This is a genomic window from Sphingomonas caseinilytica (assembly GCF_023516455.1).
Taxonomy (GTDB): domain Bacteria; phylum Pseudomonadota; class Alphaproteobacteria; order Sphingomonadales; family Sphingomonadaceae; genus Sphingomicrobium; species Sphingomicrobium caseinilyticum.
In genome coordinates this window covers 46,143-68,300 of sequence record NZ_JAMGBA010000001.1, presented here as the reverse complement: position 1 = coordinate 68,300, position 22,158 = coordinate 46,143, and the positions used below count along the sequence as shown (strand labels likewise).

Here is a 22,158-nt window from a genome sequence, read left to right as displayed (position 1 = left end):
CATGTCTTTGCGAACTCGCCATGCCCGACGACATGGGCCCCAGCCTCCGCTGGGGCGACGCCTGTGTGGCACGGTCCTACTCGACCCTCAATAATCCTTCGACACCCGAACGTTGGCGCTGGTCCGCCCGATTGTCGAAACCGAGGACAGGATCGAAAGCCAGCGCGTGACCTGATATTCCACCCGCGTGGCGGAATAGCCCTGCCCGTCGGTGATGACTTCCACAAAAAGCTTCCGGCCGAGATATTTGCCGGCCGATATCGCGGTCTTCTGTCCCGTAGCGATGTCCGCTGGAATAATCCGCAATCGATCGAGCCCGACGGCGCGGCGGACCGCGTTGATCGGATCGAGATTGCCCGATCCCGACTGGAGCGCGGCGACCGCCGAAGCGAGCTGAAGCGCTTCGGGCGCCGACAGGTTGGTGATCGAGGTTCCGAACAGCAGGCGCGACAGCAATTCATCCTGCGGAAGCTGCGGCACGGAAGCGAAGCGGATTTCCGGTTTTAACCCAGTTCCGGTGACAAGGATGCTGGCATCCAGCCCCTGCACCTGCGCTTCGGCACGAATGTCGAGGAGCGGATCGGGCGGGCTCTCGCCACGGAAACGAATGACGCCATGGGCAAGCCGGAAACTCCGGCCTGCGAATTCATACTCGCCGCGATCAAGATCGGCCCTGCCCGTAAAGCGCGGCGCGTCGACGGAACCGCCAATTTTGACGTCCGTCCGCCAAAGGCTGTCGATGCCCAGTCCACGCACCGTCAGATCATCGCCGGCCAAGTCGATGTCGAGTTTCCAGGGCTGAAGCTGCTCGATCTCGATTGCCAAGTCGGCGTCCTGCCCGACATTGCGGACCTGCAATTGCGGGACAGATGCGGCCGCGCTTGCCCGGCCCAGCGTGAATCGCCCGCTATTGAGCCTCAAATTGCCGCTGATCGTACCTCCCTCGCCGCTCGAACGTATTGCTAGCGGTCCGGTCACCGTCGCGGCGATGTCATCGCGGGCAAGCAGGCGCGCTCGAGTTGCGTCGAACTTCAGGTCCAACGCCGCCTTGCCGCCGGAGAAGTCGACCGTCCCGCTACCCGCGATCGAACCGCCGCCCGGCGTGGACCCGCTAATCCCGCCCAGCACCAGCCTTGGACCCGCGAAGCGACCTTGCGCTTTCAGTTGCTCGATAACCGTGCCCGTCACCGCGCTTTCCAGCCGTGCGCCGTCGGCTTTCAACGAGCCGCGTATCTGCGGATCGACGAGCCGGCCGCTGACGTCTGCGCCCACCGCGATCGGGCCGGACAGGTCGAACACCTCGACACCGGAAAGCCGCCATAGCGTATCCGCCGGCCCGGCGTAGCGCAGCTGGAACAGCATCGGCGCATTCATCAGCTCGGCGACGATCGGCCCACGCCCGAGCGGCGAAAATCGCGCCTGGGCCCGGCCAATGGTCTTGCCGTCGCTGACCGCCACAGCTCGCATTGCCGCATTGCCGCCGTTCAACACCGCGTTCAGCCCGACGTCGATGGGTTTGGATGCCAGGACAAGCCCTGCCCGGCTTAGGCCCCGCACGCGCAGATTTGCACTTCCGGACGGCTGCCCTGCCCAGCGATAGTCAAGGCGGCCGCTGGCAGTGCCGCCAAGCCCGGCCTTCGGCCAGACGATGTCGAGCAGTTGCAGCGGCATCGCTTCGATGTTGGCGTGGATTTCCGGCTCGTCACCGGTTCGCCCGGACAAGGTGCCACGCCCGCCACCGAACCGGATCCGCGTTGGCGCGATCTCCCAACCGCCCGCCACCCGGGTGAACACTGCCGGGCTGTCGAGGGTGAGCGGCCGCTTGGCCAGTTCACCGCGCCCGCTGATGCTGATCCGATCGGGGCTGACCTGCGCTACCGTCACCATCTGGAAGGCGGTTCCGCGCGTTCCGGCCAGCGCCGCCCGGACTTCGCCGCTCCCGTTGACTAGCCGGGCATTGGCCGTGAGCCGCGCCAGCGTAATACCGCTGGTCGTCAGACCTCGAGCTGTCAGGACCCCGTCGAGCGTTGTCTGGCCCTCAGCCAGAATGATCGTTCCATCAACGCGGCCGGACCGCAGGCTCAGTTCCGGCGGCCCCGCAACCGTCAGGTTGGTCGCGGCCAGATGCGCCTCGATCTTCTGGTTGCCGCTGACCGGAGCAAAATCGAGCGTCCCTTCGATCGGCCCGCCGGCAAGACGAAGCTGGCCGGTAAAGCCACCCGGGTCGGCCCGAAGCTGCCCGCGCGCCGTCGAACCCGCCACTTCGAGCGCGGCAATATCGATAACCGTCGGCCGGCCCTTCGGCAGCAATATCTGACCGTTCGAAGTGAACGGCCCAAGCCGCGACTGGCCGTTGGCCCGATAGGCGAATCCTTGCGCATTGGGATCGAGGAACAGCCGCATGTCATGGATCCCAAGCGCTTCGTTCGGACTGTCGAAGAACAACTCCACTTTCGGCCGCTCGATCGGCCCATCCAGGCGCAGCCGAAGCGTTCCATATTGCTCCTGCCGGCCCCGCGCCTCGATGAGGAAGGTGCCATCCTTTCGCCTTATCCCGTTCCCCGACAGCCTCAGCTTGGGCGAATAAAGCTGGAGGTTGCGAAGATGCAGGATGCCATCCTGCCCCCGCTCAAGGTCCGTAGTAAGACGCGGCAGTCCTCCCGTCAGCGATGCGAAGAAGCTGTTGTCGAGCCTTCGGACCCAGGCCTGCGCCTTGCCGACGACGCGCGATCCTTTGCCGTTTGGACCTGGCACGACCTGGAGCTGCGTTTCGATATCGACGATGCCGATGCCAGGGATCAGGTAGCGCTTCATCCCGCCGGAAATGGCGATGTCGAACCTGCCGGTCTTGAGGTCGATCAGCAGGGACAGGGTCCCATTCACCTTCGCGCTGCTGAGTTTGAGCTTGTCCCCTCGAATATGCTGCGGGGTTACCGACAACATGCCTTCAAGACTGAGATTGGCGAGGATTCCGCCCGCGATATCGCCCACTCCCGTGATCGATCGCGCTTTCAGCAGCAGCGGTACTCGCATCGGCCAGGGCGTAATCTTGCCGCGTCCCTCGGCCTTCACATCGACGAAGCCGGTCTTGTCGAAAGCGACGCGCGGGCTGGTCAGGCGATAGGCGAAATTCGCGCTTTCGCGTGGACCGTCGAGCGTCCACAACAACCGCACATTCTGTCCGGTCATATTGTCGAACAGCGCGGGCGGCCGAAGCAGGTCTACGCCGAGGCTGAGCTTGTCGTAGCGGCCATCGGCGAGATCGAGGCCGCCCTTGACGACCGCCCGCAGCGCCGGGGAAATCATGGCGAGCTGCCCGTCAAGCACCCGGTCAACGAATGTTCCGTTGCCCGAGACCCGGATTTGCGGAGCGGTCAGCCGTTGCAATCGCCCCTTCAGGAACGGCGCGGGCGCGACCATTCCGTTTAGCCGGTATCGACCGCTATCCACCGCCAGTGCGAGATTCGCGGACTCCCGGTTCTCGACCAACAGGCGAGCCGACCCTCTCCAGCGGGTCCAGCTTCCATCGCCATTTATGGTCAGGTCGATCGGCCGGCGAATACCGACGATGGCCGGAATTAACCCGTCACGCGGAGCTATCGCCCTGACATCCAGGTCGAAACGGTCGCGGTCCGGCTCCGCATCGAGCCGGGCCGCCAGCTTGTCGCCGTCCAGCATCGCCAGCTTCAGCCCAACCATCGCCCGCCCGGCGCGAATATCCGCTTCGCCCAACAGGCTACCCGTCCGGGCCGCTCCGGCGACACCTCGCGCAACCTCCAGCCGGTCGATCTTCAGCCGTCCGATATGAATGTCGAAATTAGGAAGGATCGGTCCCTTGCGCCCCGTCTTGCGTAGCTTCGGCAACCGCTCCAGCCGCACCAAGGGCGATTCCAGCTCGTCGATGTGGAGGTCGTTGTAGAGCCATGCTCCGGGCGCCCAGTCGATGACGATCAACGGGCTGGTCAGGAACACGCCTTGAGGATCGCTGACCGCAACGCCCCTCAGCCGCGCCTTGCCGTAGATCGATCCCTCGATCCGTCCGACACGGATCTTGAGGCCCGTCGCGGTTTCCACCTTGGCCAGGCGGTCGACGATGAACCGGTGGCCCGGCGCCGTATCGAGCAGGATGAGCCCGCCGACCGCTAGCGAAAGCAGGACGAGCAGCAGTACCGCCAGTTCGGTCGCCAGCCGCTTGCCCCAATGCTTGCGGCGAGAAAGGATGATCAGCTCTTCGCCGCCTCCGGGCGCGGTGACGGCGGTCTCGACCATCAGAAGGCCTGCCCAAGGCCGACGACCACGGCGATCCGGCCATCACCCTTCTGGCGGTTGAGCGGCGTGCCGATGTCGAGGCGGATCGGGCCGAAGCTCGAATAGTATCGCGCTCCGATGCCGACGCCGATCTGCCAGTCCTTGAAGTCCGGCAGCGCTTCGGTCGACAAGGTGCCTCCGTCGATGAACGGCACTACCCCGAAATTGCCGCCGAACGCCTTCAGCCTTACCCGCGCCTCCAGGCTGAATTCCGCGAGGCTGCGGCCGCCGATCGGATCATTGTCGACGTCGCGTGGGCCGATCCGCTGATAACCGTAGCCGCGAACCGATCCCCCGCCGCCGGAATAGAAGCGCCGCGATGGCGCGATATCGTCGCGGTTCGCGCCAAGGATGCTCCCGACCCGCACCCGCCCCGCTGCCACGACCGACTGTGACACCCGGTGATAGGTGCTCGCGTCGATCTGGGTGCGCGCATAGGGGAAGGTACCGCCCTGGAAGCTGATTTCCGGGCTCAACCGGCCCAGCAGCCGGAACCCTTTCGTCGGATCGAGCAGGTCGTCCGTCTCGTCGAGGCCAAGGCTTCCGGGAATGGCGGCGATGAAGAAGGTACGCCGGCGCGGCTCGCCCGTCGCCTCGATCGTATCTTCTTCGTCGGTCGCGACCAGCTCCGCCCCAAGGCTCCAGGTCCAGCGCTTCTGCCAGATGAAATTGCTCTGCCGCTCGAACCCGGCCGACAAGGACAGCGTCTTGGCCTCATAGGCATCGCGGTCGATGTGGGCAGCCAAGGCCTGTGCGTTCAGCACCTGGTCGCGGCGAAGCCAGTTGTTGCGCCGGAATGTCACCGCGCCGAGCTGCTCCTGGGTACCCAATACGCCGCGAACCGTCAGAGCGCCTTCAGGATTGAACAGGTTGCGATGCTGCCAACTGGCCTCTGCCCTTATGCCCTCACCCGTGCCGTAACCCAGCTCTCCGGCGATCGTACGCATCGGCGCCGGTTCCAGCTTCACGGCAAGGTCGATCACCTTGCCCCCGTCGCGGGGAACCTGCCGGACCTCACCGAACGCGACCAGCCCGGTCGCGATGAGGGCCCTCTTCAGGTCCATTACTTCATCGGCTTCGTACCTGTCCCCCGGTTTGAAGCGCGCGATGAGCTGAACATGCTTTGATGAAAAGGCCGGTTCGCCGCTGACGCTGATCTGGCCGAACACGGCGATCGGCCCGGGCGTGACGGGCAGGACCAGCCGCGCGGTCTGCGCTTCATGGTCTATGACGATATCCTGCTCGCCGACCTTGGCGGTCGCAAATCCCCGCTCGCCAAGCGCGACCTGCAGGCCAACGCCCGCGCCGATCACATTCTGCGCAACGACCGGATCGCCCGCCTTGACCGCGAAGGCCTCGCGCAAAGCGCCCGCTTCACCACCTGCCGCTTCCTCCAGTCCCGGAAGCTCGACGCTTTCGAACCGATAGATGGGTCCAGGGGTGGCGGTAAGCTGGACGGTTAGCGCCGTGCCCGCCACCTCGATGGTCGGCTCGACCAGCGCATCATAATATCCCTGCGCCCGCAACAACTCGGCCAGCAGTTCGGCGTCGGCCCGGGCGCGGCGATCGATCTGCGCCGCGTTGGCAGCCTTGTCATTGTCCCCTTCCAGCGCTGACCGGGCGTCGAAACCTGCCTGGATAGCCTCTGCATCAGGCAGGCTCTCAATGCCGGTGATCGTCCAACGGTAAGGCCGCGTGGCCGCGATATCCTCGACCCGCTCCGCGGTTTCCTCTGTCGACTGCTGCGCGGCTTCGGGCGTGACTCCTTCGACCTCGGGCGGTGGGGCAGGCTCTGGCTGGTTCATGTCCGGCCATTCGACTCCGAGATCCGGCATCGGATCGAGCGGCGCCGATGGATCAAGCTCACCGGGATTGGGTGAAGGCTCCTGCGCGCACAGCGGCGCTGCGGCAAGCGCTAGCCCAACACCGCCCAATAGCCATTGAAGTGCGATCGCCCGAATGGCCCCACGCTCACCCATCGGTAGGAGCCTAGCATGAGAGCGGTGAGACGCCACCTCCCGCGCGCACGCGGGCTGGCGCGGGAATCACGCGTACCGCCGCGCGATCAGTGCACCGTGCCGCGCACTTCCTTGTTGGACAGGGTGACGATCACCCGCTCGATCTGCCGCCAATGACAGAATTTCAGGACATTGCCGTTGTCGCGGCTGGCCTCTGCGCGCGCCGCCGCTTCGAACCCGGCGTCGTCGCCATAGGTCTCCAGAAGCAATGCAGCATCGGCAAGGGCCGCTCGGCCGTTAATGTAGGGCGTGTCCATGCCTGCCCTGTAATCCACACCACCTTTCCGTTCCGGACACAGACAAGGTGAACGGCGCATCAACCATGTTTAAGTGGCGCCCTGCGATCCGATCTGCCAAGTCGGCGGCATGAACGAACGCCGTTTCAGCGCCTCAGGCGGAATTTTCCTGTTCCTTGGCCCCGTCGTCGGCGCCCTGATCGGGATCAATCGAGGCGAGCCGATCCTGGGCATGCTGCTCGGCTTTGGTGTCGGGGCAGCGCTCGCACTCGTCATTTGGCTTATCGATCGCCGGAAACGCTGAAGTCGAAATGGAGCACCTCTTCGCGGGTGCCCAACTTGTCGTAAAGCGCGACGGCCGGCTCATCCGGCGGGTCCGCCTGGACGAAGATGACCCAGGCACCGCGACCAAGGGCAATCGGTTTCAATGCCTCGATCAACGCCGTCGCCACTCCCTGACGCCGAAACCGTTCGATCACCGCGAGGTCGTAGATGTAGATCTCGCTCCGTTCGGCTTCGAACTTCACCAGCTCATAAGCCGCAAGCGCACCCACCATCTCGCCATCCACATAGGCGGCAAGGGCAATGAACTTGTCGTCGCTGAGCAGCTTTTCCAGATGGGCCGGACCGGCGGGCGGGCCATGATAGCCCTCCTCGCCGAACACTTCTGCGAACAGCCGGTTGGCAGCCTGCATTAACGCGACGTCCGCGCGGCCCAGGCGGCGGATGATCGTCATGCGACTCTTCGTCCCGTCCAGATAACCCTTCCGACGCAGTCGATTTCGTCCAGCGCGCAGTCCGGCAGATCGGCGTAAGCGGGATTGTCCGACTGGATCGTGACCCGCCGTCCGATCGGGTGGATAAGAAGGCGCTTCACCAGAAGCGTTCCATCGACCCGAAGCACGTAGATGCCGTCCCGCAGCCGCTTGGATGCGTCGCCACGGTCGACCAAAATATCGTCACCGGCGCAAAGCGTGGGCGCCATGGAATCCCCTTCCACCCGAATGACCGAAAGCTTTGCGGCGGACGTTGGAGTCAGGCCTTTCAGCCAGCGAGGATCGAACGCGAGATAAGGCCGCGTCGCCTCGTCACCCGGAATCGCGCCCGGGCCCGCGGATGCGCTGACGGGCGCACGCATAATCGGGATCAGATCCCCAAGCTGAGCGCGCTCGTCCTCTGGCATCCCGCCAAGCATCGACTCAGGAATCTGGAAATAGCGGGCAAGCGTCCGCCTCTCCTGCTCCCGCAGCTGTCGCGGCGTGCCTTTGCGCAGATACTGCTGGATATAGGCTTCGTTGCGGCCGACCAGCCGCGAAAGCGAAGCGAAGTTCTCGCCCCTTTCCGAACAAAGCCGCTCGAGCACCTGCCGTGGTGTGGAATCCATGATCGCCAAATTAACCCTAGGATTTTTCCTAGACAAGTAGGAAATGCATTGGAAATGAAGCGAAGGCCGAGTCGCCAATCAAATGGGGACATTTATCGTGCATATACTTCGTGACGTGGAAAAATTTCTGAAGAACAGCAGCATGCCTGCCGCCAAGTTTGGACGGGAGGCAGTGAAGGATCCGCGTTTTGTTTTCGATCTTCGCAAAGGGCGCGAGCCACGGGCCCGAACCGTCGAAAGAATCCGCGCCTTTCTGGAGGCAAAACAATGATGAAACTTGGGCTTTCTCCTGCTGCCGCAGGATTGCTAAGAGCACTGCTCGCCCGTGCGGGCGTCGACCGCGATAGGATTTTGCTTAGCGCCTACCAATCGTTTGACTGGCAATCGCTGACCTTCGTCGGCGAACGACACGAAATCGAGTTCAGGATTCCCGGACCCGACTCCTCATCCCTCGCGGCCCGGCTGACCGAGGGCCTGACGGAAGCGGAATTTTCCATTCCCGGGCAGATCGTCGCCGACATTTCGATGCAAAAACCGGCGACAGCCAATGCGGACGGGTCGACAACCCTTCACCTTGAAGCGCTTACCATTGCGGAGTGAACCGCGCCGTATGCCTTCTTAGCGCAGCGATGCCTTGATATTGGCCAGCGCTGCATGGAGCGCGGCGCTCGCGTCGGCGCTGAACTGATCCTCAACCGGGCGCTGCGGGACGAGCACCGGTTGGCGGGTGCCTCCAAGAAAATCCGTGATCCGATCGACCAGTTCGCCGGGAGTAGGCTCCTGCCGCTCGAATAGCCGCACGACCCGGGAGTCCGACGGCGGCTCGACCAGCGGATCGTCCAGGATCAGTACCTCGTCCTCGGCCGTCAGCAGAAGCTCATCCGGTTCGACAGGCTCTATCGCCGCCGCCTCGAACGGCGCGATGGCCGCCGGTGCGGCATGATCCGTCCTTCGCATGATCCCGAGGCCGCCGGCAAAAGCGACGATAGCCGCCGCGACGATACCCGCCAGCGGCGCACCTAGCCGAAATCCGGCCCAGCCTAGGGCAGCAGCCAGCAATATGGGCGCAACCCATTCGACAGCTGTTTCAAGGACATGCTGCTTTTGCGCGGTCTTCATCAGCCGCGTCATAGGCTAAATTGCTTGCCAACCGGTTTAAGGGGTTCAGGCCCTCGCTTCGATCGCCTCGATCAATGCCTCGGTGAATTGCGGCACATCATCGGGCTTGCGGCTCGTAATGATGTTGCCGTCCGTGACCGCTGCCTCGTCCACCACATTGGCGCCTGCATTCTTGAGATCGGTGCGGATCGACGGCCAACTCGTCGCCTGTTTTCCCCTGAGCAGGTCCGCTTCCACCAGCAGCCAGGGACCGTGGCAGATCGCAGCGACCGGCTTTTCGGTATTGGCGAACTCGCGGATCAGGCCGATCGCATCGTCGTGCATCCGAAGCTGGTCGGGATTGCCAACCCCGCCGGGGAGCAACAGCGCGTCATAATCGGCCGCGGTCGTATCCTTGATCAGCACGTCAGGCTTGATCGACTTGCCCGGCTCGTCGTGCACCGTTCCCAAAATCTCATCGAGACTGAGCGACGCGATGGTCACTTTCGCGCCCTTTCCGAGCAATATCTCGCGCGGCCCGAACAACTCGCTCTCCTCGAACCGGTTCGTCGCCATGATCAGGACATGAGCTTCATTGATCGGCGGCATTCCGCTCTCCTTGTCCGGGGCCGTGGAACTGCGGCGCCTTCCATCCTTTATGCCTCGACCAACGATGGAGGCCCGCAAAAGGATGCTGCGTCATAGCTCCGATGAGGAGCCGGGCTATAGCCGCAAAAAAATTGGACGCGCATGGGCCTATTACGACGAGGATGGCGATCGCATCACCGATCGCCGTGAGATCGACCGGCTTAACACGGTCGCGCTTCCACCCGCCTACACCGATGCCTGGTTCTGCAAGGATCCCGAAGGACATCTGCAGGCCACGGGCCGCGATGCCCGGGGGCGCAAGCAATATCGCTACCATCCGGACTTTCGGAAGCGCCGTGACAAGTCCAAATATGCGGACTGCATCGCGTTCGGAGAGGCATTGCCCAAACTCCGCGCCCGCGTCGAAAAGGATTTGAGGAAGCGCAAGCTCGATCGCGACACAGTCCTCGCCGCGGTCGTCCGCCTTCTCGACACCGAATATATGCGCGTCGGCAATGAGGAATATGCGCGGAGCAACAAGAGCTTCGGCGCCACGACACTTCGCGCCCACCACCTCCGCCATCACGGCAACAAGCTTCAGATGCGCTTCAAGGCCAAGCACGGGATCGTCCGGGAAGTGACGATCACGGACCGCAACCTGAAACGGATCGTCGGCAAGTGCCAGGAACTGCCGGGCCAGATGCTGTTCCAATATGTGAATGGCGACGGCGTGCCCCAGCCGGTCACCTCCGCCGACGTGAACGACTACATCCGTGAAGCAAGTGGTTCGGACTGCACCGCCAAGCATTTCCGGACCTGGGGCGCGAGCGTCATCTTCTTCGAACAGATGCTGGAGGCGGAGGAAGAACGCCGCCTGAGCCTCAAGACAGCGCTGGAGCCTGTCGCGGAAGCGCTCGGCAACACCCCGGCCATCAGCCGCAAAAGCTATGTCCATCCCAGGTTGATCGAAGCCTTGCAGGACAATCCCCGCGACCCGCTGAACGGCATGGACCGGCCCCGCGCCCGCCGACGCCTCTCGGTCGCGGAAACCGGCTTCCTGGCCTATCTCCGCAAGGGCCGTCGGGTCGGCAGGCGGAAGTCCTCGACTTGAACCTTGCCCTGTCCGCCGCCACAAGCGCGTTCATGAAACAGCTCAACGTCCCCGCAACGCGTGAGATCGACGGCGTCTTCGACTGGATTCTCGCCAATCTGGACCGGCTGCTGATCGGCGGGATGGTTGCGGCGGCGATTGTCGCCATCATGCTGGGCTTGCGGTGGATCGGCCATCGCCTGCTGGCCAATGAGCCGGAATCATGGGGCTGGCGCGGCATCATTGGCCGGGTCCTCGCCAAGACCAGCATCTTCTTCATGGTCGCCGCGGCCATCGACATCGTCGTCAGCTACGCCGCCGTCCCGGCAAAGCTGGCGCACCTAGCCGATATTTTCTTCATCATCGCCGCCTCGCTGCAGGTCGCGATCTGGGCGCGGGAAATCATTGTCGGCGTGATCCGTAGCCGCGTCGGCGAGGACCCGGGCGCTTCGACCCTCGGTAACGCCATGGCGCTGATCCGCGTGCTGGTGAACGTCGTGGTGTTCGCCATCGCGCTGGTCGTCATCCTCGACAATCTGGGCGTCAACGTCACCGCGCTGGTCGCCGGCCTCGGTATCGGCGGCATCGCCATCGGCCTTGCCGCACAGGGCATTTTCTCGGACCTGTTCGCCGCCCTTTCAATCGTGTTCGACAAGCCGTTCCGCCGCGGCGACACCGTCCGCTACGGGACCGGCACCGACACGACGGTAGGCACGGTCGAGCGGATCGGCCTCAAGACCACCCGCCTCAGAAGTGTCACCGGCGAACAGGTCATCATGGCCAATACAAAGCTGCTGGAGCAGGAGGTGCGCAACCTCGCCGAGGCCAAGGTCCGGCGCGTCACCCTCCCCTTCAACCTCACCTACAAGACATCGCCGGAAACGCTCGAGCGGCTGCCGGCGATTGCCGAAGAAGTGCTGAAGGGCGTGAAGACCGCGAAACTGGTCCGCTGCGTTGCCACCGCCTTCGCGCCAAGTTCGATCGATTGCGAACTGGTCTATGACGACCGCACCATCAGCCCGGATACGCTGGCGCAGCACAAGTCGGACATCATTATCGGCATCGCCCGGGCTTTCGCGGCCGAGAAGATCGAGTTCGCCTACCCGACGCAGACGACCTACACCGCCGCTCCGGACGGCACGCTGGTGATGCCGTGGGCACCGCCGCAACCCACGAAATAAGCTTGCCGTAGCGTCATTTCCGGCGCTCTTGCCAGCCGCGATCCGGCAGGCCTAGGAGAGCGCGATGCCAGTCGCTCCTCTTGACGAAATCCGCGCAAAAGTTGGCTCGGCCATCGGCGTTTCCGATTGGATCGAAGTGCCGCAGGACCGCATCAGCGCATTCGCCGACGCGACCGACGACCATCAGTTCATCCACGTCGATCCCGTGGCCGCCGCGGCCGCCGGATTCGGCGGGACGATCGCCCATGGTTTCCTGACCCTGTCGCTGCTGAGCCGGATGGCCGCCGACGCCATGCTGATCCCCGACACCACCCGGATGGCCGTCAACTACGGGCTCGATCGCGTGCGTTTCCTGGCACCGGTCAAGGCCGGCAAGCGTGTGCGCGGCCATTTCACGCTGGAAAGCGCCGACGAAAAGGCGCCCGGCCAGCTCCTTCTCAAACACCAGGTCACGGTCGAGATCGAGGGCGAGGACAAGCCCGCCCTCACCGCCCAATGGCTTGGCCTCATCTTCACCTAGGAGAATATCCATGTCCGTCCGCGACGCCGTCATCGTCTCAACCGCCCGCACACCGATCGGCCGCGCCTACAAGGGCGCGTTCAACGCCACGCCCGGCGCCACGCTTGGCGCATTATCGCTCGCTCCCGCCATCGAACGCGCGGGGATTGACGCGGGCGAGATCGACGACGTGGTCTGGGGCTGCGTCCTCACCCAGGGCACCCAGGCCGGCAACATCGGCCGCCAGGTCGCGCTCCGCGCCGGCTGCCCGGTTACGATCAGCGCGCAGACGATCGACCGCCAGTGCGCATCGGGCCTGATGGCCATCGCCACGGCGGCAAAGCAGGTTATCGTCGACCGCATGGATATCGTCGCCGCCGGCGGCCAGGATTCGATCAGCATGGTGCAGACGCCGGAGATGCGGATCAGCGGCGATCCCTCGCTCGTCGCCATGCACAAGGACGTCTACATGCCCATGCTCGGCACCGCCGAGACGGTCGCCCAACGCTACGGCATCAGCCGCGAAGCGCAGGACGAATATGCGCTCCAGTCGCAGCAGCGCACCGCCGCCGCTCAGGCCGCTGGCCGCCTGTCGGCCGAGATCGTGCCGGCAACCGCCAAGATGGCCATCAAGGACAAGGAAACGGGCGAGATTTCCTACAAGGATGTCACGCTCGACAAGGACGAAGGCAATCGCGCCGACACCACGATCGAGGGCCTTTCCGCCCTGCAGCCGGTGCTTGGCCCGGGCACCCACATCACCGCCGGCAACGCCAGCCAGCTCAGCGACGGCTCGTCCGCCTGCATCCTGATGGATTCCGCTACCGCCGAACGCCGCGGCCTTGAACCGCTCGGCCGTTACATCGGCATGGCCGTCGCCGGCACCGAACCGGACGAAATGGGCATCGGCCCCGTCTTCGCCGTTCCCAAGCTGCTCCAGCGCTTCGGCCTCAAGATGGAGGATATCGGCCTGTGGGAGCTGAATGAGGCCTTCGCAGTCCAGGTGCTCTACTGCCGCGACAAGCTCGGCATTCCCAACGACCTCCTCAACGTTAACGGCGGCGCCATTTCCATCGGCCACCCCTACGGCATGTCGGGCGCGCGCCTCACCGGCCACGCACTGATCGAGGGCAAGCGCCGCGGCGCGAAATATGTCGTCACGACCATGTGCATTGGCGGCGGCATGGGTGCGGCTGGGCTGTTTGAGGTCCTGTAGCACCGAGCATTAGTCCGCCGACGCGACGCGACGCCGGACTAGTGTCGAGAGATGCGGAAGGCCGGCCGACCGGCACATAGCATCCGGATCGACGTCACGGGATTTACTCCCGTGACGGCCCCCGCCGCCCGCCTCTTAACCTACGTAATCCTCCCCACTCCGCAGGCCTCAATCCACGCACGACACGGCCACCACCCCGCACCCATGATCGCGCCTTCGAGTTGAAGACGCAGGTCATGGAGTCAGTCGGTTGCTTCCAGCGTGAAGGTCTTGCGTTTTGTTGCCGGGCTGCTGCTGTCGGCCCTGTCCGTTCCGGCCAATGCCGTCGACGAATTGCGCGTCGTCGACCTGACCGGCGAGTTCGACCGTTTCGCCATGTCCACGGCGGAAATGCCCGATGCCGATCGAGTCATCGCCTTCGAAAAGCAGATCGGCCCGATAGCCAACGGCTTCTACGAGCGTGATCGAAGGCCCGAAGGCTATGACTTCAGGATCTTGACTCAGCTCAAGACCTATCCCGGGCGGCGCAGCGAAACCCTCGCCATCAGCCGCAAATTCAACCGCCTTTTTACCCCTGCCCGCCACCGGTTCGAGGCTGCGTTCGGCCCGCTCACTTCGCGCCAACCCGCCTACCTCATCGACAGCATGGGGGAACTTGACGGGGGCACGCGCGAGCTCAACGGCAAATATACGATGCTGTTCGGGGCCGATGTGATCGCCGAGTTCCACGCGGGCAAGAACCTGGACGCCTTTTTCTATCACGAGATGTTCCATCTTTATCACGAGCCAGCACTCGCCAAATGCATGACCCTTTGGTGCTCGCTTTGGGCGGAAGGGCTCGCGACCTATGTCTCAAGCCGGCTGGATCCTGGCGCTACTGACGAGGAGTTGGTGCTGAACTTGCCAAAGCCGATCCGGCCGGCCGTGGAAGCCAACCGGAAGCGCGCCGTCTGTGCCGTGGCACTTCGCCTGGATTCGACGGCGTATGACGATTTCAGTGCGCTGTTCCAGGGCGACGACAATCTTCCCGGGCTTCCTTCGCGCATGGGCTATTACATCGGTTTCCTCGTCGCCCGCGACATCGGGCGGACGCACGATCTCCAGCAGATGGCGAAAATGAGCCTTTCCGAGGCCAAGCCGTTGATTGACGCATCATTGGCAAGGATGGCAACGTGCGGCCAATCAACCACGGAGGCCCGTGAGCGCAGTCGAACTTCTCGCACTGGCGGCTAGCGTCAGCTTACTCGCCGGCTGGCGGCTTTACCTGGTCGCGCTCGTCACCGGCATCGCGATGAAATTCGGCTGGATCGCCCTTCCCGAACATCTCCAGGCGCTGGGCGTACTCGCCAACTATTGGGTGCTGGCCATCGCGGCGGTCGGCACCTTCGCCGAATTCTTCGCCGACAAGATCGCCTGGGTCGACAGCGCCTGGGACAGCATCCACACCGTGATCCGTCCCCTTGGCGGCGCATTGCTCAGCCTTGCCGTAGTCGATGCCGCCGATCCGGCCTGGCAAGTCGGCAGCTTCCTTCTGGGTGGCGGTGCAGCGTTTTTGGCCCATGCCGGAAAAGCGGGCGCGCGAACCCTCGTCAACACCAGCCCCGAGCCTTTTTCGAATGTCATCGTTTCGACCGCCGAGGATGTCGCCACCGGGGGATTGCTCGCACTCGCCATCGCCAATCCCATTGCCGCCGCACTGATCGCATTTGGGCTGGTCCTGCTTTCAATCTGGCTGGTGTTCGCGGCAAGGCGGGCACTTCGAAACCTCATCGACCGCATCAATCCGCCCCGGACTCCCGCCGCGTGAACCGAGCTGCGGGCAAGGCTCGGCCCCATCCCGGCTGGACGCTCGTCATGTCTATCGCGGCTTCGTCGCTGAGCTTCATCGACGGCTCGATCCTCAATGTCGCGCTGCCGGCGATCCGCGCATCCACCGGCGCCGGTGCGGCGGAGGTTCAGTGGGTCGTCAACGCCTATACCCTGCCACTAGCGGCGCTGATCCTGCTCGGCGGCGCGCTCGGCGATCACCACGGCCGCCGCTTGTGGCTCGTCATCGGTACCGGCCTGTTCGGAATCGCTTCGCTGATCTGCGCCTTGAGCGGCTCACTGGAGATGCTGCTTGCAGGCCGGGCGCTGCAGGGTGTCGGGGCGGCACTGCTCCTCCCCAACAGCCTGGCGTTGCTCAACGGTGTCTATGAAGGCGAACAACGCGGACAGGCGATCGGAACCTGGGCCGCCGCCGGAGCGATATGTGCCGCGATCGCACCGCTCATCGGCGGCTGGCTGGTCGAACATGTCGGCTGGCCGAGCATCTTCTACATCAACCTGCCGCTCGTCGCGGCCGCCATCCTCGTCGCGCTGACGCGGGTGGAGGAGGTCAGCGAACCTGAAAAAGCGCGGCTTGACGGCCTCGGCGCCGGCCTGGCGACACTTGGCCTTGGCGCATCCACTTATGGCCTCACCCTCTGGTCCCAGAAGTTCGCGCTCACACCGACGGCCGCCATCACGATCGCTGCTGGAGCAGCGCTGCTGGCCGGCTTCCTGCTGTGGGAGCGCCGCCTTGGCGACAAGGCCATGATCCCGCTCGCCTTGTTCGGCAACCGCTGCTTCTCGTCGCTCAACCTGATGACCTTCCTGCTCTATGGGGCCTTCGGCGGATCGCTTCTCCTCATTCCCTATGTGCTGATCGAGGCAGGCGGCTATTCGCCGATCCAGGCCGGACTTTCTCTCCTTCCGCTGTCGATCCTGCTCGGACTGGCGTCGCCATTGATGGGCAAGCTCGCGGTACGATTGGGGCCGAAGATCCCGCTTACGCTTGGCCCGATCATCGTCGGCATCGGCCTCCTTCTCGGAACCCGCATCGCCGAAGACCAGGCCTATTGGACGCACGCCTTCCCTGCGATCCTGACCCTGTCCATCGGCATGGCCCTGGCCGTTGCGCCACTGACCAGCACCGTCCTCGCCGCCGTGGAAAGGCATCAGACCGGCATGGCATCCGGCTTCAACAGCGCCGTCGCCCGGCTCGGCGGCCTGATCGTCGTGGCAATGCTCGGTGCGGTCCTGGTCAACAGCGGCGAAGCATTGCTCCGGCCCTTCGCCGCCACGCTCGTTGCGATGGCAGTTGCTGCGGGCCTCGCCGGTGCCGCCGCATTCTTCGGCCTTCGCGGCAATTGGCGGCGCCAACGTGAACCCATAACCGCCTAATTGAGTTGAGTCCTGTCGAGCAGCGACAGGAGCGAAACCCATGCCTGAATCCACCACACCGCTCGCCGAGCGCATCGCGCGCGTCCTTGCCGGCGCGGCGCATAGCAGCAATGCAGAAGGCAGCGATCCGTCGGCCGGCGAAAAGGTTGATGTCGCCTGGCCGCAGCATATGAACCAGGCGCTCGCCGTCCTTCACACCATGCGCGAACCGGACGAACAGATGACCGCCGCGGGCGATGGCGACACCTGGCGCAAGATGGTCGAGGCCGCAATCGAACAGGCTGAGTAAACCGCCAATTTCGTTTCATTTGCTGCTGTGGTAAACGGCCGCCACAACCACTTTGCGGGAGGTGGAGATGGGGCGTTTCGAACGGCTGGCCATTGGATTGGCCTCGACCACTTTGCTGGGCGTTGCGGCGCCGGCTCAATTTTCTCCGGAACTGCTGTCGCTGCTCGATCCGTCGGCGCGGATGGCAAGCCTTTGCGGCGGTCCCAAGGGTTCGTCACTGCGCGCCACGATGGCGCTCGCCGCCTCGATGGTTCAGGCCCCGACATCGACGGCCGGCATCCGGCTCTACAGCGGTCTTGGCAAGATCGACTTCCCGATCACCACCTCCAACCCGGAGGCGCAGCGCTATTTCAACCAGGGCATGGGCTTCGCCTATGGCTTCAACCACGCCGCCGCGATCGCCTCTTTCCGTGAGGCGCAGCGGCTCGATCCCGAATGCGCCATGTGCTGGTGGGGCGAGTCCCTCGCTTATGGTCCCAATATCAACGCGCCGCTGACACCCGACGCGAACACGCTGGCGTTGAAGTCCATTGCCCAGGCGCAATCCCTGTCGGCTAAAGTCACGCCGCCGGAGCGCGCGCTGATCATGGCGCTGACCAAGCGCTATTCGGCCGATCCAAACGTCACGCGAGCCGATCTCGACGGCGCCTACGCCGACGCGATGCTGACCGTCGCGCGCTACTATCCCGCGCACGACGACATTTCGCTGCTCGCGGCCGAAGCGGCGATGGACACGCTTCCTTGGGATTATTGGGAGCCAGACAAGCAGTCCGCCAAGCCGCGCCTCGGCGAAGCGATCCGCTTGGTCGAGACGGTCCTCGCACGGAATACCCAGCATCCCCAGGCGCCGCACCTCTACATCCATCTGATGGAAAACGGGCCGGATCCCAAGCGCGCCGAAGCGGCGGCCGACCGGCTGAATTCGCTGGCCAGGGATGCTGGTCACCTCGTCCACATGCCGGCCCATATTTATTACCGGCTTGGCCGCTGGAAAGACTCGATCCGCGTCAACATCGACGCCGCTCACCGCGACGAGGACTACATCAAGGAGTCGGACGACAAGGGCTTCGTCCGCTATGGCTACTATCCGCATAACGTCCACTTCATCGTGACGTCCGCGCAGATGGGCGGCGATCTGCCTACCGCGATCAGCGAGGCCAAGCGGCTTGCAGGCATCGTCGATGCCGGAACCGCGGCGCAGCTCGGTTGGGTACAGGCGATTTATGCCGCGCCCTATTTCGCGACATTGCAGTTCGCTTCACCCGCCGAGGTGCTCGCGCTGCCAGAGGCCGATCCCCGCCTCGCCTATGTACAAGGCATCCGCCACTATGTGCGCGCCGTTGCCTATGCGCAGCAGAACAACCAGCGCGGCTTCGATGCGGAACTGACCGAGCTGAGGCGCTTACGCGGCTCCGACTTGCTGAAACCGATGGTGGACCAGGGCATGCCCGCACCGGACATTCTTACGCTCGCCGAACATGTCGCGCTCGGCAAGGCGGCATCCTTCCGGGGCCGCCACCTTCAGGCCGCAGATCACTTCCGTGCCGCGGTCGCCGTAGAAGACAAGATCTCCTACATGGAGCCGCCCTGGTGGTATTATCCGGTGAACCAGTCGTTGGGCTCTGCGCTGTTCCGTGCGGGCAAATATGACGAAGCCCGCGACGCCTTCACCGCGGCCTTGTCGAAGTTCCCGAACAATGGCTGGGCGCTCTACGGCCTAGCTTCCGCCGAGCGGCGTCTCGGCCGTCCGGCACAAGCGGCCGCCGCGCAAGCAGCGCTCAACCGCGCCTGGCTTGGCGACCCGAAGTGGCTGAGAATGGAGCGGCTCTAGGCCTTGCCGCTGGCGGCCACGAACTGGTCGATAACGGTTTCAAGCAAGGTCATCGGCACGTTGCCGCCTTTGACCACCGCATCGTCGAACGTGCGCAGGTCATATTTGGCGCCCAGCGCGGCCTTCGCCTTGTCCCGTAAGCGCACGATCTCGAGGTGCCCGACTTTGTAGCCGCATGCCTGGCCAGGCATCGAGCAGTAACGGTCGACCTCCCCGGTCACTGAGCCACGATCGTCGCCGTTGGTCTTCACGAACCAGTCGATGGCCTGGTCGCGAGTCCAATGCTTCGCGTGCAAACCGGTATCGACGACCAGTCGGCATGCACGGAAGCTGGACGACTGGAGATAACCCAGCTGGCCCAGCGGATCGTCCGCATAGACTCCAAGCTCATCCGCCAACTGCTCAGAGTACAACGCCCAGCCCTCGCTATAGGCGTTGAAGGCCAGCATCGAGCGGATGAGTGGCATGCGGTTGGCATATTCGCCCTGCCAGATATGGCCCGGAATGCCCTCGTGATAGCAGAGCGTCGGCAACGAGAATTTCGGCCACTCCGCCGTGTTGCGCAGGTTGATGTAATATTGGCCCGGCACCTTGCCGTCGATCGAACCAGCGGCGGCATATCCGCCCGGGGCTCCCGCCTCGATTGCCTCGGGCACGCGCTTGATCACCAGCTTGCCCGGGACCATGGTCGCGAAGGCATTCGGCAGCCGCGTCCTGATGTCCGCAATCCGTCCATTGAGATAGGCCAGCAATTGCTCGCGGCCGGCCGCTGTATTGGGATAAAGCTGCGCAGGATCCTTGCCCAGCGCGGCCATGCGTTCGCCGACCGTCCCGCCGGTCAGGCCCTGCTTGGCCATGATCTGCTCCATTCGGGACTGGATCGCCTTCACCTGCTCCAGGCCAAGCTGGTGGATCTCGTCCGGCGAACGGGTCGTCGTCGTCCCGGCCTTCAGCGCCCATTGGTAATAGGCGTCGCCGTCCTTGAAGTGCCACACGCCGGCATCCGACGTCGCCGCGGCGCGGTGCTTCTTCAATTCCTCCAGTTGGCGTTGCAGCGCTGGTAACACCTTGGTGGCCATCGATTGCGTCACACGATCCACGATCTTCGCATCAATGCCGGCCTTGGTCACCGCATCGCGTAGCGTCGTCACCACGCCCGACGTTTCTGGTTTCTCGGCAGCGCCACCGCCGATGATCTTCAGCGTACTGTCGAGCGTGAAGTCCGGTGCGATCACGCCCGCCTCGCGGTCGTGGGTCAGGCGTTCGGTCTCGCCGTCCAGGTTCAGCGCATAGGCGTCGACGCGGTCGGCGAATGCGACCGCTTCCTGCTCATTGGTGACCGGATGGCGGCTGCTCAGGAAATCCGGGAAGTCGACGAAGGCCCCGCCCAGCTGGTTCACCACATAGGGCGTGTTTCGGAAACCGATATTGGGGTCGAGGACGATCGCATCGCCGAACGGGAAGCGAAAACCCTCGTCGGCCAGCTCATGCCCTGCCAGCGCAACGGCCGCATCGAGATTGGCGGGCACGCTAAGATCGGAAAGGTCGAGCTCCTTGAGCGTCGCAAGCCGCTTCTTCGCAGCATCCGCCCGCGCCGCGACACCGGCCGGCGTACGGTCGGTAAAGCGATGATTGAGCGGCTCCTTGTCGCCGGTAGCGATGCCGAGGATGGTCGCGTTCTCGGGATATTCGGCCAGCATCTGGTCGGCCATGCCCTGAAGCTGCTTGGCCAGGTCGCCCGTCGCAGCGGCTTCGTTCCCTGATGACTCTGTGAAGCGACAACCTGCAAGAAGACCGGCGGCAGCAACGCCGCCAAGGAATTCGCGCCGTCCAAGGGTCATGCTCATCGCCCGCTCCTGTCTCTGTCACGAGCGGCTATAGCCGCTGCGAGCCTTGGAGACAGGTCTTTTTGGCGAGCCGCCTAAGCGTTGGCGGCGATGAATTTCTCGACGACCGGCGCGATCCGCTCGCGCCATTTGCGGCCGTTGAAGATGCCGTAATGGCCGACATCTTTGGCCAAATGATATTGCTTCTTTGAGGCTGCCAGGCCCGTCGCGAGGTCAAGGCCCGCCTTGGTCTGCCCAATTCCCGAGATATCGTCGCGCTCGCCCTCGATCGCCAGCAGCGGCGTATCCTTGATTGCCTTGGGATCGACCCGGCGCCCGCGATGCTCGAGCTCGCCCTTCGGCAGCAGGTGACGTTGGAACACCACGTCGACGGTCTGCAGGTAGAATTCGGCGGTCATGTCGCAGACCGACAGATATTCGTCGTAGAAGCCGCGGGTCGCATCCGCGCTCTCGTCGTCGCCGACCACGAGATGCTTGAACATCTCCCAATGGCTGATGAGGTGATTGCCAAGGTTCATCGTCATGAACCCGGCGAGCTGAAGGAAGCCCGGATAAACCTGCCGCCCATGCCCCGGATAGATCATCGGCACGGTGGCGATGACATTGCGCTGGAACCATGCATGCGGCCGCTGGGTCGCCAGTGTGTTCACCGCCGTCGGCGCTTTGCGCGTGTCGACCGGGCCGCCCATCATGGTCAGTGTCTTCGGCCGCGCCGGATGCTTGTCTGCGTTCATCACCGCGGTCGCGGCATAGGCCGGGACGGAGGGCTGGCAAACCGCCAGCATATGCGGCCGCTTGCCCGTCCGCTTGTAAATTTCCTGACAAAATTCAATGATGTAGTCGATGTAATCGTCGAGATCGAAACTGCCTTCGCTGACCGGCACGAGCTTGGCGTCGCGCCAGTCGGTGATAAACACGTCGTGCGTCGGCAGCATCCTCGCCACCGTCCCGCGCAGCAGGGTCGCATAGTGGCCCGACATCGGCGCCACGATCAGCAGCGGCTCGCCAGCTTCCACGCCTTCCTTGCGGAAGTGCTTCAATTGCCCGAACGGCAGGCGGAGCGCTATGTCTTCGTCGACCTGCGCGGTCTTTTTCCCCACCTCGACTTCGGCAATCCCGAACTCCGGCTTGCCGCGCGGCGCCGACGCATGGGCAAATACTTCAAGGCCCGCTGCAACCAGCGGGCCCATGGAAGAATAGCCGAACGGATTCGTCGGGTTGCTGAGCCATCCGGCGCCTAGGCCTGCAAGCTTGCTCGCACTGGTCAGCAGCGAGCGCTGCACCTCATAGGCGTCATAAAGCATCAAATTGTCCTGAAGTTGTCGAGCACGTTAATCCGGAATGTGAGACTGGATTCAACTCTTCGCAA

General features: G+C 63.9%; 20 protein-coding genes. 11 read left to right on the top strand and 9 right to left on the bottom strand.

What is annotated here, in order from left to right; translation table 11 throughout:
* Nucleotides 1–87: 87 nt before the first annotated feature.
* The 3 genes from LZ496_RS00370 to LZ496_RS00360 all read right to left on the bottom strand — a co-directional run bounded on the left by LZ496_RS00370 (nucleotide 88) and on the right by LZ496_RS00360 (nucleotide 6,583).
* Nucleotides 88–4,269, bottom strand: a complete 4,182-nt coding sequence (locus tag LZ496_RS00370; protein WP_249902627.1) for a translocation/assembly module TamB domain-containing protein — start codon at nucleotides 4,267–4,269, stop codon at nucleotides 88–90.
* Complete coding sequence (locus tag LZ496_RS00365) at nucleotides 4,269–6,287, bottom strand: autotransporter assembly complex protein TamA (RefSeq protein WP_249902626.1); 2,019 nt, start codon at nucleotides 6,285–6,287, stop codon at nucleotides 4,269–4,271. The genes LZ496_RS00370 and LZ496_RS00365 overlap by 1 nt, the downstream gene beginning before the upstream one ends.
* Nucleotides 6,288–6,373: 86 nt before the next feature.
* Nucleotides 6,374–6,583 (bottom strand): hypothetical protein, encoded by a 210-nt coding sequence (locus LZ496_RS00360; protein WP_249902625.1) that lies wholly within the window; start codon nucleotides 6,581–6,583, stop codon nucleotides 6,374–6,376.
* Between the two features lie 109 nt (nucleotides 6,584–6,692).
* Here LZ496_RS00360 and LZ496_RS00355 point away from each other — a divergent pair, with 109 nt between their 5' ends.
* Nucleotides 6,693–6,866 (top strand): hypothetical protein, encoded by a 174-nt coding sequence (locus tag LZ496_RS00355; RefSeq protein WP_249902624.1) that lies wholly within the window; start codon nucleotides 6,693–6,695, stop codon nucleotides 6,864–6,866.
* Here LZ496_RS00355 and LZ496_RS00350 read toward each other — a convergent pair.
* Together LZ496_RS00350 and LZ496_RS00345 are read right to left on the bottom strand one after the other, a co-directional pair.
* Nucleotides 6,844–7,299, bottom strand: a complete 456-nt coding sequence (locus tag LZ496_RS00350) for a GNAT family N-acetyltransferase (protein ID WP_249902623.1) — start codon at nucleotides 7,297–7,299, stop codon at nucleotides 6,844–6,846. The two genes, LZ496_RS00355 and LZ496_RS00350, sit on opposite strands and share 23 nt — an antisense overlap.
* Nucleotides 7,296–7,946 carry a S24 family peptidase gene (locus LZ496_RS00345; protein WP_249902622.1) on the bottom strand — a complete coding sequence of 217 codons (651 nt, stop codon included), beginning with the start codon at nucleotides 7,944–7,946 and terminating at the stop codon, nucleotides 7,296–7,298. The genes LZ496_RS00350 and LZ496_RS00345 overlap by 4 nt, the downstream gene beginning before the upstream one ends.
* Before the next feature lie 267 nt (nucleotides 7,947–8,213).
* Between LZ496_RS00345 and LZ496_RS00335 the strand changes: the two genes are divergently transcribed.
* On the top strand, nucleotides 8,214–8,546 hold the full coding sequence (locus tag LZ496_RS00335) for a hypothetical protein (RefSeq protein ID WP_249902620.1): 333 nt from the start codon (nucleotides 8,214–8,216) through the stop codon (nucleotides 8,544–8,546).
* An 18-nt stretch (nucleotides 8,547–8,564) separates the two neighbouring features.
* Here LZ496_RS00335 and LZ496_RS00330 read toward each other — a convergent pair whose 3' ends face one another.
* Both LZ496_RS00330 and LZ496_RS00325 read right to left on the bottom strand, forming a co-directional pair.
* Nucleotides 8,565–9,065 carry a hypothetical protein gene (locus LZ496_RS00330; protein ID WP_249902619.1) on the bottom strand — a complete coding sequence of 167 codons (501 nt, stop codon included), beginning with the start codon at nucleotides 9,063–9,065 and terminating at the stop codon, nucleotides 8,565–8,567.
* A 45-nt stretch (nucleotides 9,066–9,110) separates the two neighbouring features.
* Nucleotides 9,111–9,653, bottom strand: coding sequence for a type 1 glutamine amidotransferase domain-containing protein (locus tag LZ496_RS00325; RefSeq protein WP_249902618.1), 543 nt, complete (start codon nucleotides 9,651–9,653; stop codon nucleotides 9,111–9,113).
* A gap of 82 nt (nucleotides 9,654–9,735) precedes the next feature.
* On the opposite strand from LZ496_RS00325, the gene LZ496_RS00320 reads away from it, so the two are divergent.
* From LZ496_RS00320 to LZ496_RS00280, 9 genes are all read left to right on the top strand, one after another.
* Nucleotides 9,736–10,743, top strand: coding sequence for a DNA topoisomerase IB (locus LZ496_RS00320; RefSeq protein ID WP_249902617.1), 1,008 nt, complete (start codon nucleotides 9,736–9,738; stop codon nucleotides 10,741–10,743).
* A gap of 32 nt (nucleotides 10,744–10,775) precedes the next feature.
* The gene (locus LZ496_RS00315) at nucleotides 10,776–11,903 is read left to right on the top strand and encodes a mechanosensitive ion channel family protein (RefSeq protein WP_249902616.1); all 1,128 of its coding nucleotides are present in this window, start codon (nucleotides 10,776–10,778) and stop codon (nucleotides 11,901–11,903) included.
* A 64-nt stretch (nucleotides 11,904–11,967) separates the two neighbouring features.
* On the top strand, nucleotides 11,968–12,423 hold the full coding sequence (locus LZ496_RS00310) for a MaoC family dehydratase (protein WP_249902615.1): 456 nt from the start codon (nucleotides 11,968–11,970) through the stop codon (nucleotides 12,421–12,423).
* A 10-nt stretch (nucleotides 12,424–12,433) separates the two neighbouring features.
* The gene (locus LZ496_RS00305; RefSeq protein WP_249902614.1) at nucleotides 12,434–13,618 is read left to right on the top strand and encodes an acetyl-CoA C-acyltransferase; all 1,185 of its coding nucleotides are present in this window, start codon (nucleotides 12,434–12,436) and stop codon (nucleotides 13,616–13,618) included.
* Between the two features lie 261 nt (nucleotides 13,619–13,879).
* Nucleotides 13,880–14,851 (top strand): DUF2268 domain-containing putative Zn-dependent protease, encoded by a 972-nt coding sequence (locus LZ496_RS00300; protein WP_249902613.1) that lies wholly within the window; start codon nucleotides 13,880–13,882, stop codon nucleotides 14,849–14,851.
* Nucleotides 14,817–15,425: a DUF4126 domain-containing protein gene (locus LZ496_RS00295; RefSeq protein WP_249902612.1), complete on the top strand. Its 609-nt coding sequence runs from the start codon at nucleotides 14,817–14,819 to the stop codon at nucleotides 15,423–15,425. The genes LZ496_RS00300 and LZ496_RS00295 overlap by 35 nt, the downstream gene beginning before the upstream one ends.
* Before the next feature lie 47 nt (nucleotides 15,426–15,472).
* On the top strand, nucleotides 15,473–16,822 hold the full coding sequence (locus LZ496_RS00290) for an MFS transporter (RefSeq protein WP_249902611.1): 1,350 nt from the start codon (nucleotides 15,473–15,475) through the stop codon (nucleotides 16,820–16,822).
* 40 nt (nucleotides 16,823–16,862) lie between these two features.
* Nucleotides 16,863–17,111 (top strand): hypothetical protein, encoded by a 249-nt coding sequence (locus LZ496_RS00285; protein ID WP_249902610.1) that lies wholly within the window; start codon nucleotides 16,863–16,865, stop codon nucleotides 17,109–17,111.
* Between the two features lie 67 nt (nucleotides 17,112–17,178).
* On the top strand, nucleotides 17,179–18,942 hold the full coding sequence (locus LZ496_RS00280; RefSeq protein ID WP_249902609.1) for a tetratricopeptide repeat protein: 1,764 nt from the start codon (nucleotides 17,179–17,181) through the stop codon (nucleotides 18,940–18,942).
* Here LZ496_RS00280 and LZ496_RS00275 read toward each other — a convergent pair.
* A complete protein-coding gene (locus LZ496_RS00275; protein WP_249903816.1) occupies nucleotides 18,939–20,783 on the bottom strand; it encodes a DUF885 domain-containing protein in 1,845 nt (614 codons plus the stop codon). The two genes, LZ496_RS00280 and LZ496_RS00275, sit on opposite strands and share 4 nt — an antisense overlap.
* 80 nt (nucleotides 20,784–20,863) lie before the next feature.
* Nucleotides 20,864–22,093, bottom strand: coding sequence for a polyhydroxyalkanoate depolymerase (locus LZ496_RS00270; protein ID WP_249902608.1), 1,230 nt, complete (start codon nucleotides 22,091–22,093; stop codon nucleotides 20,864–20,866).
* Nucleotides 22,094–22,158 lie beyond the last annotated feature (65 nt).

Bases quoted from the DNA above. Each gene is read 5' to 3' on its own strand.
- LZ496_RS00370 (WP_249902627.1), bottom strand. From the start codon at position 4,269: ATGGTCGAGACCGCCGTCACCGCGCCCGGAGGCGGCGAAGAGCTGATC.
- LZ496_RS00365 (WP_249902626.1), bottom strand. From the start codon at position 6,287: ATGGGTGAGCGTGGGGCCATTCGGGCGATCGCACTTCAATGGCTATTG.
- LZ496_RS00360 (WP_249902625.1), bottom strand. From the start codon at position 6,583: ATGGACACGCCCTACATTAACGGCCGAGCGGCCCTTGCCGATGCTGCA.
- LZ496_RS00355 (WP_249902624.1), top strand. From the start codon at position 6,693: ATGAACGAACGCCGTTTCAGCGCCTCAGGCGGAATTTTCCTGTTCCTT.
- LZ496_RS00350 (WP_249902623.1), bottom strand. From the start codon at position 7,299: ATGACGATCATCCGCCGCCTGGGCCGCGCGGACGTCGCGTTAATGCAG.
- LZ496_RS00345 (WP_249902622.1), bottom strand. From the start codon at position 7,946: ATGGATTCCACACCACGGCAGGTGCTCGAGCGGCTTTGTTCGGAAAGG.
- LZ496_RS00335 (WP_249902620.1), top strand. From the start codon at position 8,214: ATGATGAAACTTGGGCTTTCTCCTGCTGCCGCAGGATTGCTAAGAGCA.
- LZ496_RS00330 (WP_249902619.1), bottom strand. From the start codon at position 9,065: ATGAAGACCGCGCAAAAGCAGCATGTCCTTGAAACAGCTGTCGAATGG.
- LZ496_RS00325 (WP_249902618.1), bottom strand. From the start codon at position 9,653: ATGCCGCCGATCAATGAAGCTCATGTCCTGATCATGGCGACGAACCGG.
- LZ496_RS00320 (WP_249902617.1), top strand. From the start codon at position 9,736: ATGCTGCGTCATAGCTCCGATGAGGAGCCGGGCTATAGCCGCAAAAAA.
- LZ496_RS00315 (WP_249902616.1), top strand. From the start codon at position 10,776: ATGAAACAGCTCAACGTCCCCGCAACGCGTGAGATCGACGGCGTCTTC.
- LZ496_RS00310 (WP_249902615.1), top strand. From the start codon at position 11,968: ATGCCAGTCGCTCCTCTTGACGAAATCCGCGCAAAAGTTGGCTCGGCC.
- LZ496_RS00305 (WP_249902614.1), top strand. From the start codon at position 12,434: ATGTCCGTCCGCGACGCCGTCATCGTCTCAACCGCCCGCACACCGATC.
- LZ496_RS00290 (WP_249902611.1), top strand. From the start codon at position 15,473: ATGTCTATCGCGGCTTCGTCGCTGAGCTTCATCGACGGCTCGATCCTC.
- LZ496_RS00285 (WP_249902610.1), top strand. From the start codon at position 16,863: ATGCCTGAATCCACCACACCGCTCGCCGAGCGCATCGCGCGCGTCCTT.
- LZ496_RS00280 (WP_249902609.1), top strand. From the start codon at position 17,179: ATGGGGCGTTTCGAACGGCTGGCCATTGGATTGGCCTCGACCACTTTG.
- LZ496_RS00275 (WP_249903816.1), bottom strand. From the start codon at position 20,783: ATGACCCTTGGACGGCGCGAATTCCTTGGCGGCGTTGCTGCCGCCGGT.
- LZ496_RS00270 (WP_249902608.1), bottom strand. From the start codon at position 22,093: ATGCTTTATGACGCCTATGAGGTGCAGCGCTCGCTGCTGACCAGTGCG.